The sequence below is a fragment of the Syntrophales bacterium genome (assembly GCA_023228425.1).
In the GTDB taxonomy this organism is placed as follows: Bacteria; Desulfobacterota; Syntrophia; order Syntrophales; family UBA2210; genus MLS-D.
Window position 1 is genome coordinate 1 of sequence record JALOBE010000004.1, and the last position, 20149, is coordinate 20149.

A 20149-nucleotide genomic window follows, 5' to 3' on the forward strand; every position below is an offset into this window, starting at 1 on the left:
TGTCTGTTCCGCGAAGGAAACGAGCCTGGTTTTGCGGATTGTGGACCAATGCCTCAGGCTTGCCACGTGGAGCAACGTAAACCGACAAATTGGCTAATGGAAAATCTGGGTTAAATACTCCTCAGTTTGGCCGAGGTGGCCAGGTTATTGAATACGGGGCGAAAGCCGCACTGAAAGCGGAGAGAGATTTCTCCTTTGACCAATGCTTCCTCACTGTAACTGTCAGACCCGGAAATCTCCAAAATATAGTGGGTTTCAAATGGGAATCATGATAGCAATCCCCGGGATAGAAGGACGTTGAAAAGATACCACCCGTATTCCGTGCGGGAGGGTCATATGGACGAGTTGACCATTGCCTCGTTTTCTTAGAAGAGGCGGGGCTCTTCTATTTTGGAACGCCACTCCGGTGGAGTTTTATGCCGATTCGTATAAAACGCCAAGATAAAAATCAGGAATGCATTTAACATTCTAATAACAGGAATGTAATAACCAGTTTTCTGAAGATTTCGGCTGCGTGTTTTACAGCAAAAATCGCGTTGTTTGGGGTCTATACCGATCCGTATAATTATTGTTAGGGTAAACGAACTATGATGGATGGCAGATCCTTTTTCAACAAGCTATGGGTCATTGAGTCCCTGCCGGTTGGAGACCTTAAAACCGGAACAAGGCTGGTGGAAAACCACCTTGAAAGAGCAAAACTGGAACATCCAGATTTACTGGTAGCCTTTGAGCAGCCGATAACTAAATGTGATTTCCTGAATGTATTGAAACGGATACGAGATGAAGCGAAAACCGGTGGTATAAATCCGATGCTGCATGTTGAATGTCACGGCTGTCCCGACGGTCTCAGTGTGGCTAGCGGGGAATTTGTAGAATGGGATGAATTACGAGAAGTCTTAATCGAGATTAACCACTCATGTCGATTGAACCTAGTGATCGTGCTTGCCGCATGTAACGGCGCACACTTGATTAATGTTTCAACAAGGATGGATCGAGCACCGTTTTGGGCAATCATTGGCCCAGAAGCCGAAGTCAAGGCGGGGGAAATAGAGAAAGACTTCGGCGCTTTCTATAAAACGTTTTTCGAAAGGTTTGACGGAGACGCAGCTATCAATGCCTTGAACAGCGGAGAAGCAAGGATAGAGCGTAAATACCACTTCATGAGTGCTCAAGGGCTGTTTATTAGAGCATACACAAAATATTACAAGAGTCATTGCATTGGGAAAGGTCGCCGTGAACGAATAGAGTATTTGACAACTCAAGCCATGCAAAACCTTGACGTAAAGCGACGTGGAGTAAATTGGGCGAGGAATAAAATAAAAGAGGGCCTCGATGCAGAGGACGCGCATTTCGTAAAATTAAAAGATCGGTATTTTTTCATTGACTGTTATCCTGAGAATGCTCAACGCTTTCCACTGAGTCGTGATGAAATTCTCGGTAAAGCAAAACCATAGCTTTTTCCTACTCTGACCGTCGTCCCGCTGGCCGCTCTACACCGTCAGGTGAGAAAGGCGTTATTGGAGGAATGGTGTGGAAACAGAGGAGTTCAAAGGGATACTCAAGAGGCTGATTGACGAGGCAAGCGCTGTAGCTCCCTCAATCTCTCGGGTGGGCCAAGGCACAGGTATGTATGGCACTGTCACGGATGAGAACCTTAATTCTGACGCCCTCGTCACGTGGGAGATTGAGGCGCGAGCGATTCTGACTAACTTGGCCCAACTCTCCCCTCTATTCGCCGATCTGTGCAAGGACTACACCAAGATGAAGGAGGCATCTCGGAGGTATCACAGTAAGTCGATTCTCGTGCACCAAATCCAGCAACTGTTGGCGGGTGCACTTGTCTTGTTCGGTTCTCCGTTGCTCAAGTCTACTCCTCCAGGAACCCCTCGTGGCCAACGTCGCCTTGTCAAGTTAGGCTATGCCTTCATTGCCATGCCGATGGATCCCGACGACCATGCACTCGCGGACGTCCTCGATGCGCTAAAGGAGGCAGCGCTCCGGTGCGGCGTCCGTGCCGAGAGAATCGATGAACCCGAATCAAACGAGAGGATCACCGATAGAATCCTCGACTCTATCTCAAGAGCGGAACACGTCATTGTTGATCTGACTAACTCTCGACCAAATGTCTTCTTTGAAGCTGGCTACGCCCACGCCCTGGGTAAGATACCCATCTACGTGGCTAGGCAAGGAACGAAACTAGAGTTCGACCTTAAAGATTATTATCCTGTTTTGTTCTTTAGAAATCTCAAAGAGCTGAAGGATGCTGTTGAGAGGCGGATCAGCGGACTGCAGGCAAGTCATAAGACGAACCAGTGAATACACGGACTGGCGAACAGACTTGTTTGCCCGCTTTGCGGTTTAGAGTCCAGTAGCATCAGCCCGTGATTCATCCGTTTTTGGCCTGAACAGATATGACGATATCGCCTGAGTTTACTGAAAGACTTGAGATCAAGATCACCGAACAACTGAAGGCGCAGCGTGTCGGTTATCTCCTTGGTGCTGGCTCTTCTTATTTGCGTGGAGTCGGCTACCCACTCGCTTTTGAGCTTTGGGACCAAATCAAGGAACGCATAGCTGATTCCGCAAAACGAGATGAAATCCAGTCCAAGCTCGATGCAGGGGCTAATGGGATTGAGCAAGCTTTGGACTTGCTCGATAATGGATTGCCCAATGAAGGCCCGCATAGACACCTAGTGACCGCTGCGATTGCTGAATTGTTCAAGCCACTGGCCCCGCCCTTAGATGCTCATATTGAGTTTGTCCGCCGATTGGGCCTCCGTTCAGATCCCGGCGTAAAGGTTTTCAGTCTGAACTACGACCCACTCATTGAGAGAGCATCAGAAAAGGCCCGGGTGCGATTATGCGACGGATTCTCAGGAAATGAGCATGCCTTTTTTGATCCTGCTACATTTGAGGAACGTATCGGGCGGATTCGCGGGTCGCATAAGGGAAGGCAGTTTGAGGAAACGGCAAGACCGATTCGGCTATTCAAACTTCATGGATCTTTAGGCTGGTATGAATGCCCTGCAAATGGAGTCCGTAGATGTGCATTTGATGTTGGCCTTCCGGCTGCAACCAAACGATTGATGATCCCCCCACAGCGACGTAAGGCAAGTGACACCATGAGCCCTCCGTACGCAACCCTCTGGTCTGCCTTTCGGGGAGCACTTGCGCAAGATGCCATACCACTAAACCGGTTAATTTGTTTGGGATACGGGTTTGTCGATGAACACGTGAATGCCGTGATCGAAAATGCACTCGCGCGAAAAGATTTCACTGTTTTGATACTTACCAGAGAGCTTTCTGAAGCTGCTTGGAACCGTTGGTACGCTAAGACCAACGTTGTGATTGTCACGGAGTCACGTTGTGCATTGAAAGGCGAATTGGGTGCGGGTCACCGCGACTTCTGGGATTTTGAACGCGTCGCAAAGGAGGTTTGAATGGATTCGGAATCCTCGAAAACGGTTATAGGACACATTATAGACGTTCAGGGTACCACCCTTACGGCTACACTGGTCGAGGATGAACAGGGCCAAGTTCCGACCGTAACAATAGGTGACGAAGACATTACGGTCGGCCAGATTGGCTCATATGTTGCCGTACGTCAGAATGAGGTGCACCTCGTTGCCATCGTTACGCGAATGACCGAACAGGAAGCACTGGCGGCTCCAACGATCGAGACGCCCGGTGACCATACTGCGCGGCTCCCTTTTGCGAAGCGAATAGCTCGACTAACGCCAATTGGGTCAATACGATCAGATAGGGCGTTTGATCGAGGAATCGGCTCCTATCCGACAACTGGGGCTGAGGTGCATGCGCTCGGAACCGTAGAGATCGCGAAGCTATTTGAGCGGTTCTACTCAAAGGGGTTTGCCGTTGGAACAGTGGCAACGCATCCGGCCCTCAGAGTTTGTCTTGAACCATCTAACCTATTTGGGAGACATTCTGCCATTCTGGGGCAGACGGGATCAGGCAAATCTTGGACCGTAGCATCCCTGGTGCAGAAGACCATTGAAGTCATGTCCAAGGCCCACATCATCATACTTGATCTTCATGGGGAGTATTGCTGGAGACAGGACGATGGAACCTGCTACTATGCCTTTCCTGACCCCGCTGTTCGGCACGTTGATGCCTGCGATTTAGAGATCCCATACTGGCTAATGACTTATGCTGAACTCGTTGATCTCTTGATTGAACGTAGCGAGCGCGAGGCAACCAATCAAACAGCCTTCTTCCGTGACTGCCTGTTGGAAGGGCGGCAATCAGAGAACGCCACCGCTACCCCGGCTCTCGGCCTCGCGAGAGTGACTGTTGATACACCCATCTTCTTCTCCCTGGACGCTATCTTAGATAAAGTACGCGCCAAGAACATTGAGCGCGTTGGAAACCGGCAAGGACCTATGTTCGGTGATTTTGATCGTTTCCTGATGCGGATCGAAAGCAAGCTAAACGACACTCGATACGACTTTCTTCTGAAGCCGAAGATCCGCTCAACATCCGCGTCGCTATCGTCTCTTTTGCGTGATTTTGTTGGTCTTGGTGACAGAAAGGTCCCGGTTACTGTAATCGATCTTTCTTCGGTGCCGTTTGACGTTCGTCCGACCGTCGCCGCCCAGATAGGTCGGTTGGCGTTCGAGTTCAACTATTGGAACCCTCAATATCGGGAATTTCCGGTCCTCTTAATATGTGAAGAGGCCCATGTCTACATTCCTCGTGCTGCTGAAAACCAATTCGCAGGATCACGTAAGTCAATGGAGCGTATCGCCAAGGAGGGCCGCAAGTACGGAGTGGGCCTGTCTGCCGTCAGCCAGAGGCCTCACGAAGTATCGGAAACAGTACTGGCTCAATGCGGCACTTTCATCTGTCTGCGAATAACAAACCCAGATGATCAGTCTTACATACGTAGTCTGGTACCGGAGAGCGAAGGCGATCTAGTCAGTGTTCTTGCGGGCCTGGGTCGAGGCGAGGCGCTTGTTCTTGGGGAGGCCGTCCCTATCCCAACCCGGATAGTGTTCGACAAGCCAAGGCCAGTTCCGAACAGTGATGACGTTGACTTTTACAATAAGTGGAGGACAGGACCGGATGATCTGGACGTAGACGCAATTGTTAGGCGTTGGCGCAGCCAGGAGAGGTGAAGAGTAGCAGATCCCGCCGAGATTAAGAGGTGCGGGGCCAGATCTGGAGGCCCATGAGGGACGCCGATTGAATTATCAAATTCGTGGCTGTAGCCAGAGCTAAGTCCTTGAGGTTCGGAGAAAGAGAGTCCCCACCTATTACCTATTACGTGCACCCTATCGCCGAAAAGCTGGCTCCGGTTTGACGCCCGTGTTTGCCGACCGCAAAAGTAAGAATGAATGACAAAATGGAGTCTTTCCGATTTTTGAGGATTCAATAATCGAGTGGCTGCGGTTGTAGCGGGACAGTGAACATTGTTTTCTATATACCCCCATATAACCTGTGATCCTTGGCATATTTTCTGTCGCATGGACCGCAAATAGTCAGTAATTCAAATAGTATCGATTCTTCCTTCTGTGCCTGCAAGCCCCGCGGGAGTCATAAAGCTGAGATTCATAAATGTGAAGCATTCAGTACATGTCCTGACAGAGCAGGTTTATGATAACTATATGTTATTGTTGATAATGGGCAGAAAGATCAGGGGCATTCGATTTCGCTGGCCATTATCTGATTATGAATAATAGTCATTCAGTATTTGAATGTCCTGGTCTTCCTCCGATCATAGGTGGTTGATCATCCCTCTCCAAGGAAACGTTTGACTGACGGTGGGATTTCATCGGGTGTATAGTTTAGTGTCTTCACATAGTTACGAATTTTGGACCGCATGGCCTGGTTATTCAAGTCTCTCTGACGGAGGCGAGAAAAATATGTATACAGATTATTTTTCTTCCTTGCCCGGTTAGGATCCGTCTCCCAGGTTTTCTTTGCAAAATTTTTTACTGAGCAAGCATGCCCGCATGTTTTTTTCATGTGCTTCGTCGTTCTGACGAAGTAGCTGTTGCATATTTGACACACCCCTATAACATCATTTTCGAAGAGTTTTTAAAAAGTGTTGACCAAAACGTTGACCACGGGCCCTTAAACGCAAAAGAGGGTTAACCAATTGCTCAGCTAACCCCCCGTAATTCTTATGGTGCCGAAGCCGGGATTTGAACCCGGACAGGCGTACGCCCACTAGACCCTGAACCTAGCGCGTCTACCAGTTCCGCCACTTCGGCACGCTTTATGTTTAAGGCAGATGCTTACTATACGTAAGGCTTGATCCTTGTCAAGTAATTTATGTTTTCCAGCATGCCCATATGTGATATGGTTCCTGATCCGGTTCGGACGGGGAAACAGGGAAAAACAGAAGAAACGACACCTTCGGAAATAATGATGCGTGTAATCAGATCGGTCGACCATATTCCGGCGGAAATGCGGAATTCCATTGTAACCATCGGCAACTTCGATGGTGTTCACCGGGGACATCGGCTTATTTTCAAAACCATGATCGAAGAAGCCCGTCCCCTGGGGGATCCGACGGTTGTCATTACCTTTGATCCCCACCCCAAGAAGGTCATTCATCCCGAGCGGCGTCCTTTTTTCCTTCTCACGCCGCTGGAGGAAAAGCTCGGTCTCATCGAGTCCTGCGGTGTCGACGCGGTGCTTGTTATCGGTTTCGACCAGGATTTCGCTGAAACCACGGCCCATGATTTTGTGAATTCGATCCTCTGGGAAGGCCTTCACCTGAAGAAGCTCTTCATCGGGTACGACTATTCCTTCGGAAAAGGACGGGTCGGCAACGCCGCGTTCCTGAAGGAGCAGGGGAAGCGGCTGGGATTCGCCGTGCACCAGGTGGAGGCCGTTTCCGTCGGGGACACCGTGGTGAGCAGCACCAACATCCGCCTTTCCATTCTCGACGGCGACGTCCGCCTGGTGTCTCGAATGTTGGGACGTTATTATGACGTGAGGGGCACCGTGGTGAAGGGATACCGCCGGGGTACGGGCATGGGGTTTCCCACGGCCAATATCGCGTCTGAAAAGGTCATACCCAGGGTCGGCGTTTACGTTATCTACGCCGTTATCGACCATCGGCGCTACGAGGGCGTCCTTAACATCGGTTTCAACCCAACGTTCGGCGACAACCAGCTTTCCATTGAAGGGCACCTGTTCGATTTTCAGGGAGACATTTACGGAAAGGATGTGACCATTCTTTTTGTCGAACGTCTGCGTGACGAAATGAAATTTCCGGGACCAACGGAACTGGCCGAACAGATTTCACGAGACATCCTCAGGGGAAAAGAAATTCTTGCCCGGGAGTCTTCCTCGTGACGATCCGGGACCTATGAATCGTGTCTTTTTTAAGGAGCCCAACGGCGAGAATTATTTCTTTGGTATCATCATCCTGCAAGATTTCTCCCTGCGGTCGAAATGACGGGGATGGCGGTCGAAATGACTCACTGGAATGGTCGAAATGACACAATGGGACGGTCGAGATGACCCACTGGAATGGTCGAAATGACGGGGATGGCGGTCGAAATGACCCACTGGAATGGTCGCAGTGACGGGGATGGCGGTCGCAATGACACAACCGATAGTTTTTCAAACGTCTCAAGCCGTTGAAGGGGTGTGACGGCGCAGTCCGTTTCCATGCGATGAACATCAGACATTTTCACGACTGGAAGGTGGATTACGCCGGGGCGGCGCGTATCCAAAAGGATCTGGCGGGCCGGGTGATCCTGCGCGACAGGGGTTTGCCCGATCGGATATCGCTCGTGGCCGGCGCCGACGTTTCCTATTCACGGGGCGACAACGTCATGTACGCCGCCGTGGTTGTCCTTGATTTCGCGAGCATGGAGACCGTGGAAGAATCCTGTCGGGCTGTCACGGTCGACTTTCCCTATATCCCGGGTCTTCTTTCCTTTCGGGAGGGACCGGCGCTCCTTGCGGCATTCGGAGACCTTCGAACAGAGCCGGAGGTTGTCCTGTTCGACGGGCAGGGCATCGCGCATCCCAGGGGTCTGGGGCTGGCGTCGCACATGGGTCTTTTGCTTGACCTGCCCAGCATCGGATGCGCCAAAAGCCGTCTTTGTGGTGAATATGACGATGTGGGCTGCGATCGGGGAGATTCGTCCCCCCTCGAGCACCGGGGGAAACGGGTGGGAGCCGTCCTTCGAACGAAGAACCGTGTAAAGCCTCTCTATATATCCCCGGGCCACAACATTTCACTGGAGAGCGCGCTCGAGATCGTCCTGTCCTGCTGCCGAGGCTACCGGTTGCCTGAGCCGACGCGGCAAGCCCACCTGGCCGTCAACCGGCTGCGCGTCATGCTCCGGCAGTCTCCTCGTTGATCCAGGCAAGGCAGGGCGCGAACCCTCCCTGGACGGGCAGTTTTATGATTTCAGGTACATCGTAGTTGTGGTTCTCTTCTATGCATGATTCGACGGCTGTGTATCGGCCGGCGGCGGTCTTTATCAGAAGCATCGCTTCCGGTTCATTCCGTTGCTTCGACCGCCTCTTGTCGTCACCAGCGGCTCTTTCCGTCACCGACGTTTCCTTGTCATTTCGACTGCCCCCCTTCCGTCACCGACGTTTCCTTGTCATTTCGACTGCCCCCCTTCCGTCATTTCGACCGGAGGGAACCGGAGGGAGAAATCTTTCACAATGACGGCAGGATGGCTGCGGAGAAAGATTTCTCGTCGCTTCGCTCCTCGAAATGACGGTATGTGGGTGCCCCTCGAAATAACAGGCAGCTTGAGAGCTTTTGGACATGACGGCACTGTGAGCGCTTCTTCAGGCGGCACAATTCAGAGACCTTTCATTTTGTCATTTCGAGGAGCGAAGCGACGAGAAATCCATGTCCCGAGCAAAGCGAGGGATCTTTCAGACTTCTCACATGCGTTCGAAGTGACAGGGGAACGTTCGAAGTGACGGGGGAGAGGTCGAAATGACACAATCGATAGGTTTAAAGGTCTCAGGCTTTCTTCATCCTTGTGTAGTAGTCCATAATCTCCGTGCGGCTGAAGATCGCCCGAACGTCGGGTACGAACGCTTCTATTGCCTGCTTGCCGCCTTCTTCGCGGTCGATGAAGGCGATCACCGAATCGACGACCAGTCCCGCCTCCCGGACCCGATGTATTGCTTGTATGGTCGAACCACCGGTTGTTATGACATCATCGAGGACGATGACCCGTTCGCCGGCTTCGACATTGCCCTCGAGCGCGCTTTGGGTTCCGTGTGACTTGGCGTCTTTGCGCACGACAAAGGACTTGATGGGCCTCCCCCGCTGCCAGGAAATGATGGACAGGGCGTTCGCCAGTGGATCGGCGCCCAGCGTGAGTCCCCCCGCTGCCGTTATATCCCGGTCGGCGACCATGTCGAAAAGGACGGCTCCCACCAGGTTCATTCCCTCCGGGTCGAGGGTCGTGGGTTTGCAGTTGAAGTAATAGGTGCTGGTCTTGCCCGACGCCAGGGTGAAGGGAGGATCGTCCCGATAGCGGAATGACTTTTCGATGACCATCTCCCGAAGTCGCGTTTTTATGGCATCCTGATCCATGTTGTTGTATCTCCTCCAGGCGATTTGCTGTTTTTATGTATTCATCATGGGTAGCCCCGTGACCGACTCGTGCGGCAACGAGAAATCTTTCTTGACTATCGCCACTGTGAAAGATTTCTCCCTCCGGTTCCCTCCGGTCGAAATGACGGAAAGAGCGGTCGCAATGATGGGGATTGCGGTTGCAGTGACATAATCAATAGTTTTTTAAAAGCGTTGAAGCCTTCCGGTACCATTGCTCTCACCATCGTTCATCTCGCAGCTCGAACCTGACGGGAACCTCGACGGTCATGACGAAGGGAACGCCCCGGTGTGTTGCCGGATCGAACCGCCATGCGCGGACCGTGTTGAGGGCTGCTCTGTCCAGGAGTTCGTGTCCTGATGAATGCGTGACTTCGACGTTCCGGGCGCTCCCGTCTGTTCCCACCGTGACCGAAAGCACCACCAGTCCTTCGCAGCCTCTCCTGCGGGCAGCCAAGGGATACTCCGGGGGCGGATTGCCACGGTACCGTGGAAGGGCTGGAACGACTGAACCTGCCTGTTTCCGACCAGTCCGGTCTGGTTCGGTCTCATCCGCCGTTCTTTCCGGTCGCTGCCGCAAGGGTAGTGCATCTTCGGCCGGTTTTTCAACCGATTTCTTCGACTTCGTTTCGGGGGCTGGTTGTGGACGTTTTGAGGGTGCCGCCGCCAGCGCCGGAGGTCGGTGCTGCCCATGGTTGTCTCGAGGATGGGCCGTCACCCAGGGGCTTGCCTCAACAGGCCGCTGTCGTTTTCCCGGTTGCGCGGGCTCATTTTCGCCGGGACGGGCCTGAACCGACGCGTCCGGTTTTGTCCCGACGAAAGACACCTCCAATGTTCGTTTTGACGGGATTTTCAGCATTACGGGCGAGAAGGGCTTCGGCAGGTGTAGCACGGCCATGGACCCGTGCAGGGCCAGGGCGATGACCAGGGCGATACCGAAGCGTCCCGTTTCTCTCATCTCTCTGAAGACTCCCCTGGTGGTTTGAAGGTTCTTTCGCCGGCTTCCCCCTCTCCCGCTTTTCCTGTTGTTTCGAGCACAACGCCCGTCACGCCCGCCGATCGGATGGCGTCCATGACGAAGATAATCCGGTCATAGGAGACGTTCCTGTCACCGGAAACCATGACTCGCTGATCGGGATCTCCCCGGAGCAGCAGGGTGACCTGTCGGGACAGTGTGGACGGTTCGACCCGGTGGCCTTCAAGGAATATGGTCCCGTCGGCATCGATGGAGACAGTGACGGGCGCCCCCTTTTCAACCGAAGCGGTGCCGGCACCGGGGAGCTCCAGGCTGATGCCTTTCTGGGCCGTCATGGTCATGGAAAAGAGGATAAACGTGACCAGTAGCAGAAAAATGACATCGAGGAGGGGGATCATCTCGATGCGCGCCTTGTGTCGCCGGGGTCGCGCGATCTTCATCGGCCGTCGCCCTTTCCGTTCTTGTTTTTTTCCACGAGCATTTCAAGGGTTGTGGCGTATTTTTCAATCTCGTCCGTCGCCTTTTCAACACGATCGGAAAAATAATTGTAGGGGATGAGACTGAAGATCGCGATGACCAGCCCGAAGGCTGTGGTTATCAGTGCCTGGCCGATTCCGGCCGTAACGGCGGCGGGATTGTTAACGCCGGCCTCTCCAAGGATGGTGAAAGAAAAGATGATACCCGTGACGGTTCCAAGGATTCCCAGAAGCGGAGCCAGGGTGATCATGGTGTCCAGAACGGGCAGGTAGCGTCTCATGCGGCTGATTTCTTCGCCGGCGGCCATCTGGAGGGCTTCCCGGAGAGAGAACTCCCGGTGGACCATACCGCAGACAAGCACCCTGATGCGGGGATCACGGGAACCTTCAGCCAGCCGGCGGGCACCCTGGAGGTCGTTTTTCTCGACGCAGGCCATGAAGTTCTCGATTCCGGCAAAGTCGCTGTCACGCCCCTGACGAATCCAGAACAGGGCCCGTTCAATGATAACGGTGAGGGACAGGATGGAGCAGAACAGAAGCGGATACATGACGGGACCGCCCCGGCAGAAATAGTCGATCATGTTGCGAACCTTTCCTTTGATGCGAGCGTTGAAGAAGCGTCGTTTGCGGTGTTACGACCGCTGTTTCATTTCAACAGGTCTATCGTGTTCTTCAGATTGTTCTATATCGCTCGATTGTTTCAGTTTGACTGCCCTCTTCTATCATTTTGATCGCCCTCCCCGCCAGTTTGCCCGCTCTTTCCGTCGTCTCGACCGCCCTCCCCGTCAGCTTGACTGCCCTCTTCCGTCGTCTCGACCGCCCTCTTCCGTCATTTTGCCCGCTCTCTCTGTCTTTTCGATTGCCCTCCCTGTCATTTCGACCGGAGGGAGAAATCTGAAGAGATCGCACTAGAAGAGAAAGATTTCTCGTCGCTTCGCTCCTCGAAATGACGGAATTAAACACTCCTCAAAATGACGGGATTCAACGCTCCCCTGACGGGATTCAACGTTTCTCGAAATAATGAAATACACAATGTCCTTCGAAATAACGAAATGCACAATGTCCCCTGAAATAACGGAATGCACAATGTTCCTCGAAATGACGGAATTAAACACTCCTCAAAATGACGGAATTCAACGCTCTCCTGACGGGATTAAACGTTTCTCGAAGTAACGGAACGCGCAATGTTCCTCGAAATGACGGAACGCACAATGTTTCTCGGAATGACGGGGTTAAAAAAACTCTCCTGTTCCCGCGTCCGGCACGTCTTCAGGGCCTGTCTCTTCCGCCGGGTGAAGGAAGGCCGCCAGTGTTTCGATTCCTTCGACGAGCCGCGGCGTCGGCTGGTAGAGTATGTCCGGGTCGATAGAGTAAATACGGCCGCCGGTGACGGCGGGGATGTCCCTCCAGCACGTCCAGCGCTCTGTCCGGGACCGTCCGGTCGTTTCGGTGCCCATGGACGCGAGGATGATGACCTCGGGCATTGCGGCGATGACCATCTCCATGTTCACCCTCGGGTAGCGGATGGCGGAATGGCTGAAAACGTTGATGCCGCCCGCTGTTTCTATGGCCCGCTCATGAAAGGTTCCTCCACCGACGGTTATGAGCGGATCAGCTGAAACCTGGAGAAACACCCGGGGTTTCGCTCTGCCGGCGTGGCGCGCGGCCACCCGGTCCAGGCGACGGCCCAGATCGTCCACAAGAAGTATCGCCCTCTCGGATGTCCCCGTAATGATGCCGAGATCGACGATCATGGCGAGCATGCTCTCCAGGTCCCGGGGATTCGTGACATACACGGGAAAGCCCGCCCGCTCCAGTTGGATCACTGTCTCCCTGGGGTTGCCATCGACGGTGGCAATGATGCAGTCCGGGTCGAGACCGATGATCCGTTCCAGTGAAAGGGAGGTGAATCCTCCCACCTTGGGCCGGTCCAGGGCCGCGCCGGGGTAACGACTGTCAGTGGTGACGCCCACGATCTCCTCATCCAGGCCCAGGGCGAAGAGGGTCTCCGTGATATTAGGCGCAAGCGATACGATCCGTTTCGGGGGCTCTGGAATAATGACGGTCCGGCCCAGGGCGTCGGTGTAGCAAGCCGCTTCCGCCCGGGCGGGAAGGCGCGGAAGCAGAAGGAGAATGAGGAGGATGCACCAGGCCACCGTGAAAACGGTGACGATGGTGGTTCTCTTGGCGTGTCCGTTCATTGCAATGATGACCTTTTTTGAAGGGTCCGTAGAAAACCGGCGAGCCTGGTATTTCCCCCGTATCAGGAATCCTGTTATTCCCGCCGGGGTAGGCTATAGTGCCCGCCAAGGTACATCCAGGGTGTAACGACCGTTTGAAAACCTGTCGAAACCTTTGCACAACTGTCGATTATGTCATTTCGATATCAAGGAAAGATTTCTCGTCGCTACGCTCCTCGAAATGACATTTTTAAAAGTCACTTCGAACTTTCCCCTGTCACTTCGAACGCATGTGAGAAGTCTCAAAGATCCCTCGCTGCGCTCGGGACAGGGATTTCTCGTCGCGATGCTCCTCGAAATGACACAATGAAAGGTCTCATGACAAAATTTAAAGGTCTCGATTCAGAACCGGACCGACAGCCCTCCCTTGATGGTGCGACCCGGAGCGGGATAGTAGGTGTTGTCGCCTCCCCACTGTTGCATGTCGAAGCCGTAGGTAGCGTATTCTTCATCGGTGATATTTTCAATCCCGAGGAAGGCGCGTAGCTCAACCCTTTCGAGGACGGGACGATAGTGGAGGTAGAGGTCGAACGTGGTTCGTCCTTCCAGTTTTTCCGTGTTGTTGTCGAAGTCATCGGCAAGAAAGGCGTCACCGACGTGATGAACTTCCGGTCGGAAAATAAGGTCGCCGGGCAGGACAATCTCCAAGGCCAGGGAGGACATGAATCGAGGAGCCATAGGCACATCGTTCCCACTACAGATGCCCTCCCGGAATTTTGAACGGCTGAAGGCGGCGTTTCCTTCCATGGTGAAGAGATCGTCAAGCCGGTAACGGGCGTTGAACTCCAGACCCTCGTGGCGCGTACTGTCCAGGTTCCTGTTCTGTCCCGTGGGCCACAGACCAACGTAAACGATTTTGTCTTTCATGTCGATCCTGTAGGCGGTAAGACCGACCCGAAGGTTTTCCAGGAGGGAAAACCGCCCTCCCACCTCGTAAGAGCGCCCCCGTTCCTTGTCCAGGTTCTCCAGGAAGGTAATGGGAAAGCCGAGATAGGACGCCTGTTCATCGAGAAAGGGATACCGGAAGAAGGTGCCGTAGGTGGCGAAAAGGTTCGATTTTTCTCCACAGAGCCAGGTAAGACCCGCATCCCACGCTGTTGCGCGGTGTACTTTTTTCGTCTGGTCGAATCGTTCCGTGGGATCGGCGGCGTTGTGATAGCCGCCGGTGATGGTTGCCTGTTCGGCACGCAGGCCGGCACTCAAAACAAGTGATGGCAGCAGGGAAAATTCGTTGCGAAGATAGCCGCCGATGCTGCGTTTCGTGAACTCGATGGCATGGGTCCTGGCTGATCGTCCCGGATCGCCGTACTTGTCGAGGTCCATCGTTTCCCTGTAGAAGTCCAGTCCCAGGGTAAGCTTGTTGGTCTGTCCCGCGATGGTGCTTTCAAGGACGTAGCGTGGCGTTATCGCCAGGGTTCCCATATCGTAGGTGTTGTACTGGTTCGACCATTGGGAGGGCATATCCGGCTCCAGTTTTTTCGATCCATAGGCAATTCCCAAAGAAAATTCACCGGAATCGCCAAGGTATTTTTCCATGAGGATATGGATGTTACTGTAACGATCGGACGACTCGTCATTCAGGTGGGCAGGAGACTGGGCCTGTTTCCGGTCCACCGCCATCTGGGCTTTCGTAAGCGCTCCCGGCATGTCATAGTCTGTCTCGTTGCAGGAGAAGCCGAAAGACAGCTTGATGGTATCCGTGGCGGCATACCCCACGTCGAGACCGGCTCCCCGGGAAGAAAACTTCGATCGCTCCCGGTATCCGAAGGTTTTCAGGTTTTCACCGAACAGGCTATAAGAAAGGTTTCCCTTCGAGCCGGATACCCCGAGCCGTTCGTTGTGAAGGCCGTAGCTGCCGATCATGACCGACGCATCGAGGGTGGGGGGTCCTGTACCTTTCTTTGTAATAATGTTGATCACACCGGCGACGGCGGAGTCGCCATAGAGAACGGCCCCGGATCCGCGGACCACCTCGATGCGGTCGATTGTGGCCAGGGGAACCTGGAGCCAGTTGATGGAGTGCATGTCGGGACGGTTGAGTCGCCGTCCGTCGAGCATGACCAGTACCGTGCCGAAGGGGTTGTCGCCGCCCATGCCGCGCAGATCGACCATGGCTTCCGAGGGGTTGCCGCTGTAAGATCGGACATTGACGCTTTCCAGCTTTTCCAGGAGCTCCACGACGGATGTCGCCCCCGACTGTTCGATGTCATCGGCGGTTATGACACTCACGTTGGCCGGGATCTTGCGAACCTCTTCGATCCCACGGGTGGCTGTCACTACTACCTCTTCCAGCACGACGGTGTGTTCCTGTTCCGTTCCCCGGGCGTGCTGGGCCCATCCTGTCTGGCTGACGAAGAGGATCGAGGTTGCGGCAAGGAACAGTGTGAGATGTTTCATGAAATCACTCCTATCCTTTCAAGGTTGATGTTCTCGTAAAAAGTCCGGAAAACGTCTGATAGAGGGCGGCTTTGTACAAAGCTCCTTGAGAGCGCAATTAAACATCCGGACTTTTTCTGAAGCCGTCAAGGTTGTTTCCTTTGAGCTCTTTGAGGGCTGTCTCTTGTGTCATTTCGACCTCTCCCCTGTCACTTCGAACGCATGTGAGAAGTCTGAAAGATCCCTCGCTGTGCTCGGGACATGGATTTCTCGTCGCTACGCTCCTCGAAATGACAAAATCGCTCTGCTCCTCGAAACGACGAAATCGCTCTGCTCCTCGAAATGACACAATTCAAAGTTCTCACCTGATCATGACCCGAGGTCGCCCCGACTTCGCGTCACGTTCCACCCGAACGTCTGTTTCGTAGACGTCGGTGACGCGCTCTTCGGTGATGACTTCTTCCGGGCTGCCCAGGGAGTGGATGGTTCCTCCCGAAAGCAGGAGCAGCCGCTCGCAGTAAAGCGACGCCAGGTTCAGGTCGTGGGTGACGGCAATGATGCCCAGTCCCTGCTCCCGATTGAGTTCCGTCAGCAGGTCGAAGGTTTCCTTCTGGTACTTGATGTCGAGGAAAGCCGTCGGCTCGTCCAGGAGCAGCATCCGGGGCTGCTGGGCAAGGGCACGGGCGATGAGTACCCGTTGACGCTCACCACCGCTCAATTCGGTCATGCTCCGCCGGGCGAAGGACAACAGCCCCGTCCGCTTCATGGCGTTCCGGGCAATGGCGAGGTCGCTGTCGCTTTCGAATTGAAAGCGGCCCAGGTGGGGGGCCCGGCCCATGAGCACCACTTCCTCGACGGAAAAAGGGAAGACCGGACTGCTGTCCTGGGGTACCACGGCGATGCGCCGGGCGATGTCAGCACGCCTCATATCCTGCATATTCAGACCGTCCAGGGACACTCTTCCCCGCTGCGGAACGGCGAGGCCGCTGATTATCCTGATGAGTGTCGTTTTTCCCGAGCCGTTGGGCCCGATTACTCCCCAGAAGTCTTCTGTCGAGAAATTGCAGGACAGATCCTCGAGTACCCAGGGGCCGTCGTGATAATGGAACCAGATTCCTTCGAGGAAGAGTGCCTTCATGGTACTACCGGTCCCTTCGTTTCAGGAGGTAGACAAAAAAGGGAGCCCCGGAGAGGGCTGTCACGACACCCACGGGGAGATCGGCATAGGGGATCACCGAACGGGCCAGCGTGTCCGCTGCCATGAGGAAAATGCCTCCGAAGAAGAAAGCCGCCGGCAGTAAGATCCGGTGATCGGAACCGAAAATCATACGAACCATGTGGGGAACGATGAGGCCCACAAATCCGATAATCCCGCTGAAGGCGACGGCCAGGGCCGTCAGGAGTGATCCCGTTATAAAAAGCGTGAGCTTTACGGCTTCGACATTGACGCCCAGGTGTCCCGCCGTTTCCTCACCCAGGACGATCAGGTTCAACGGCCGGGCATGGGCGTAAACGATACAGAATCCCGCTGCCAGGAGCGCGAAGAGCAGGCTCAGGTTCACCCGGTCGGCGGATCCCAGGTTGCCCATGAGCCAGTGGGTGATATCCAGCAGCTCCCCGCTGGTGCTGAGGGACAGGAAAAACATGATCAGGGCCGAGAAAAAGGCATTCACGATCACACCGGCAAGAAGAAGTGTCGCGGGTCGAAGCGATGTTCCCGTCCGGCCGATGAAAAAGACCAGTGTCATGGCGCAGGCGGCGCCCAGAAAGGAAAGGGCGGGTACTCCCCAGAAGAAGGCGCCCAGGCCGGCAATGATGGCGACCACCGCCCCCAGGGCGGCTCCGCCGGAAATTCCCAGGATGAAGGGGTCCGCCAGGGGGTTACGCAGGAGCGCCTGGTACAGAACGCCCGCCGTTGCCAGAGAAGCTCCCGTGATGCCGGCAAAAAGCAGGCGGGGGAGGCGGATCCGGAACAGGATGACCCGGTCCACCGTGGCGGGGACGGGGGCGTCGGCGGTCCAGGATCGAATAATTTCCTCAACAGCGCCGGGGATGTCGATTCCCGTGGGGCCGATGGCCATGGAAAACACAAGCGTCACGGCGAAAAGCAGCGCAAACAGTGCCGTCACAGCCAGAACGCGGGGAAAAGTCACCCTTGTGTTCATACGAGTCCTTTCCTCGCGAGGCCCTTTCGTATCAGGCCGAAACGGGGATTTCGAGTTATGTCGTTTCGCGGATCATTCAAAATTTTGTCACCTTGAAGACACGTACTGTCTCATCACTTTGAGCCTTGTATATTCTGTCATCCCGGGAGGTACCGGACATTCATCCCTCTCGGCGGGTTGTGTGCATTTCGCCATTTCAGTGTGCCGTGTGCATTTCCTCATTTCGATATCAAGGAAAGATTTCTCGTCGCTTCGCTCCTCGAAATGACAAAATCGCTCCGCTCCTCGAAATGACGGACCTTAAGACGCTCCTCGAAATGACACAATGAAAGGTCTCGTTTGCTTTTGCCGGGGGGATACTACGTGTCAAGGACCTGTCACGCCCGGCTGGACAGCTCCATCCCCGCGGGTGCTTCCGGATTTCCGCCTTTGTGGGAACTACATAACGGGCAGTTTTTCAGATGCACCAGTGGGGTTCGGGCCTGGGGGCCGGACACGCCTCGCCGGTACCGATTACGACGGTGGAGACAGCGATTGTACATTAATTGTGCAAAACGAGTGCTTCGCGACGCACCTCCCTCGAGGTTTTCCTCATGGATCGGTATTCCGGCTCAGGGCGACCTACTGGTCCGTCTTCCCATCACGCGGGCGTGATAGTGACATGGTGGACGTTCGTTCCCTTTACGGCTGCGGGGCAGCGGGGGCTTTTCACCCCTCTTCCTCACATCCATGGGCGATATGAATAGACGGCATACTACATGATCGGGGATATGGGGTCAAATGTTTTTTGATGATGTTAGCAACACCCCGGGATGTCAGGTGCTTTTGACATGGAATTGTGCGGTACTGTCTTCCGGTGTCAGGAGATATTTCCGTACATGTCTACAGTTCGGTGCGGCGGAGTTCTTCAGATGTGCGTGTTGTGAGATAGGAGGGAGCGATGTCAAAGACCGTCTTCGCTCCTACGGAGCCTTCGCGGTTCAGTCTGAAGGCGGCGCGGGCGTAGGCGATCAGGATACTCGCCGTGAAGTAGGGATTGCTTTCCAGCTTCAGGCACAATTCCATCAGTTGTTTTGAATTGTCGGCGGTTCGGGCCGACCGTACGACACAGCCGCCGTGGGGCATGGCTCCGTGACGTTCCCGCATTTCTTCAGGGGAGATGAACGTTACTCGGGTGTCGTACCCGGCGAAGTAGTGGGGCATGGCTTTGATTGATGCCTCTATAGCCGCCTGGTCGGCTCCTTCCCGGGCTACCACGTAGCAGATCCGGAGATGTTTCTCTCCTGTCGACAGGATCGGCTCGTCTCCCGACCGGACCCGGTCAAGGGCGCTGTCGGTGGGGAGGGTGTACTGCCGGGCGTCCAGAACCCCTTCTATCCGCCGAATGGCGTCGGAGTGGCCCTGGCTCACACCGGGCCCCCAGAACGTGTAACTCGTTCCCCGGGGCAGAAAGGCTTCCTCGAGGACCCGTACCAGCGAAAAGAGGCCCGGGTCCCATCCGGTGGCGATCACCGCCGTGGTTCCCGCCTGTCGTGCCGCAGCGTCCACAGCCTCGAAATATTCGGGAATGCGGGCATGGGTATCATAGCTGTCGACGGTATTGAACATTCCCGCGAATCGCGGCCCCTGCTCAGGAAGGTCCGTGACGGAGCCGCCGCAGAGTATGGCAACGTCGATGTCCGGTATGAATGCGGGCGCGTCATCGACGTGATACACCGGTATTTCCCCGTTGGCCGGCGTGATCGACGAGGGGGCTCTTCGAGTAAAAATACCGCGGACGTCCATGTCCGGGGCCGATGCCGCCTCTTTCTCGGCGGCCTGCCCGATGTTGCCGTAGCCGATAATGCCGATTCTGATCCGTTCGCTCAAGGGTGTCCTTTCGGGTTCTGTCGTGAAGAAACCGAGAGGCAGTCTATCGGCGCGGGGAAGGCCCTGTCAAGAAAAAAGCACCCTGGAATCGGGTGATGCATCCTTCGATGAGCCCGGTTCCGATCGCTGAGTGCAACCTTTGCACAACTGTCGATTGTGTCATGTCGATATCAAGGAAAGATTTCTCGTCGCTTCGCTCCTCGAAATGACGGACCTTAAGGTGCTCCCCGAAGTGACGGAATTAAACACTCCTCGAAATGACATTTTTAAAGGTCACCTCGAACGTTCCCCCGTCACTTCGAACATTCCCCTGTCACTTCGAACGCATGTGAGAAGTCTGAAAGATCCCTCGCTTTGCTCGGGACATGGATTTCTCGTCGCTTCGCTCCTCGAAATGACGGGCCTTAAGATGCTTCTCGAAGTGACGGGCCTTAAGATGCTCCCCGAAGTGACGGGTCTTAAGGCGCTCCTCGCAATGA

The 20149-nt window shown here is 54.5% G+C and carries 16 protein-coding genes, 1 tRNA gene and 1 riboswitch; of the genes, 6 read left to right on the forward strand and 11 right to left on the reverse strand.

Annotated features, from left to right (window positions below; translation table 11 throughout):
- Positions 1–587 precede the first annotated feature (587 nt).
- The 4 genes from M0Q23_02255 (at position 588) to M0Q23_02270 (ending at position 5135) form a co-directional block, all read left to right on the forward strand.
- Positions 588–1454 (forward strand): hypothetical protein, encoded by an 867-nt coding sequence (locus tag M0Q23_02255; protein MCK9527468.1) that lies wholly within the window; start codon positions 588–590, stop codon positions 1452–1454.
- A 76-nt stretch (positions 1455–1530) separates the two neighbouring features.
- Positions 1531–2316 carry a nucleoside 2-deoxyribosyltransferase gene (locus M0Q23_02260; protein MCK9527469.1) on the forward strand — a complete coding sequence of 262 codons (786 nt, stop codon included), beginning with the start codon at positions 1531–1533 and terminating at the stop codon, positions 2314–2316.
- 95 nt (positions 2317–2411) lie between these two features.
- Positions 2412–3440, forward strand: a complete 1029-nt coding sequence (locus tag M0Q23_02265; GenBank protein ID MCK9527470.1) for an SIR2 family protein — start codon at positions 2412–2414, stop codon at positions 3438–3440.
- Positions 3441–5135, forward strand: coding sequence for an ATP-binding protein (locus M0Q23_02270; protein MCK9527471.1), 1695 nt, complete (start codon positions 3441–3443; stop codon positions 5133–5135).
- A 1011-nt stretch (positions 5136–6146) separates the two neighbouring features.
- Here the strand turns inward: M0Q23_02270 and M0Q23_02275 are convergent.
- Positions 6147–6233, reverse strand: a tRNA-Leu gene (locus M0Q23_02275).
- 157 nt (positions 6234–6390) lie between these two features.
- Between M0Q23_02275 and M0Q23_02280 the strand changes: the two genes are divergently transcribed.
- Both M0Q23_02280 and nfi read left to right on the forward strand, forming a co-directional pair.
- Positions 6391–7326 (forward strand): bifunctional riboflavin kinase/FAD synthetase, encoded by a 936-nt coding sequence (locus tag M0Q23_02280; GenBank protein MCK9527472.1) that lies wholly within the window; start codon positions 6391–6393, stop codon positions 7324–7326.
- Between the two features lie 323 nt (positions 7327–7649).
- A complete protein-coding gene (gene nfi / locus M0Q23_02285) occupies positions 7650–8345 on the forward strand; it encodes a deoxyribonuclease V (GenBank protein MCK9527473.1) in 696 nt (231 codons plus the stop codon).
- Here nfi and M0Q23_02290 read toward each other — a convergent pair.
- From M0Q23_02290 to M0Q23_02335, 10 genes are all read right to left on the reverse strand, one after another.
- Positions 8320–8541 (reverse strand): divalent-cation tolerance protein CutA, encoded by a 222-nt coding sequence (locus M0Q23_02290; GenBank protein ID MCK9527474.1) that lies wholly within the window; start codon positions 8539–8541, stop codon positions 8320–8322. The two genes, nfi and M0Q23_02290, sit on opposite strands and share 26 nt — an antisense overlap.
- A 427-nt stretch (positions 8542–8968) precedes the next feature.
- Positions 8969–9550, reverse strand: a complete 582-nt coding sequence (gene pyrE, locus M0Q23_02295) for an orotate phosphoribosyltransferase (protein ID MCK9527475.1) — start codon at positions 9548–9550, stop codon at positions 8969–8971.
- Between the two features lie 238 nt (positions 9551–9788).
- A complete protein-coding gene (locus M0Q23_02300; protein ID MCK9527476.1) occupies positions 9789–10526 on the reverse strand; it encodes an energy transducer TonB in 738 nt (245 codons plus the stop codon).
- Positions 10523–10984: a biopolymer transporter ExbD gene (locus M0Q23_02305; GenBank protein MCK9527477.1), complete on the reverse strand. Its 462-nt coding sequence runs from the start codon at positions 10982–10984 to the stop codon at positions 10523–10525. Before M0Q23_02305 ends, M0Q23_02300 begins: the two co-directional genes overlap by 4 nt.
- Positions 10981–11601 (reverse strand): MotA/TolQ/ExbB proton channel family protein, encoded by a 621-nt coding sequence (locus M0Q23_02310; protein MCK9527478.1) that lies wholly within the window; start codon positions 11599–11601, stop codon positions 10981–10983. The genes M0Q23_02305 and M0Q23_02310 overlap by 4 nt, the downstream gene beginning before the upstream one ends.
- Before the next feature lie 651 nt (positions 11602–12252).
- Positions 12253–13221, reverse strand: coding sequence for a cobalamin-binding protein (locus M0Q23_02315; protein MCK9527479.1), 969 nt, complete (start codon positions 13219–13221; stop codon positions 12253–12255).
- Between the two features lie 381 nt (positions 13222–13602).
- Positions 13603–15657 (reverse strand): TonB-dependent receptor, encoded by a 2055-nt coding sequence (locus M0Q23_02320; GenBank protein ID MCK9527480.1) that lies wholly within the window; start codon positions 15655–15657, stop codon positions 13603–13605.
- 340 nt (positions 15658–15997) lie between these two features.
- Entirely contained in the window at positions 15998–16774 is a 777-nt protein-coding gene (locus M0Q23_02325; protein MCK9527481.1) for an ABC transporter ATP-binding protein, read from the reverse strand.
- 4 nt (positions 16775–16778) lie between these two features.
- Complete coding sequence (locus M0Q23_02330) at positions 16779–17801, reverse strand: iron ABC transporter permease (GenBank protein MCK9527482.1); 1023 nt, start codon at positions 17799–17801, stop codon at positions 16779–16781.
- A 577-nt stretch (positions 17802–18378) separates the two neighbouring features.
- A riboswitch (cobalamin riboswitch) is annotated at positions 18379–18548 on the reverse strand.
- Between the two features lie 135 nt (positions 18549–18683).
- Positions 18684–19670: a diaminopimelate dehydrogenase gene (locus tag M0Q23_02335; GenBank protein ID MCK9527483.1), complete on the reverse strand. Its 987-nt coding sequence runs from the start codon at positions 19668–19670 to the stop codon at positions 18684–18686.
- Positions 19671–20149 lie beyond the last annotated feature (479 nt).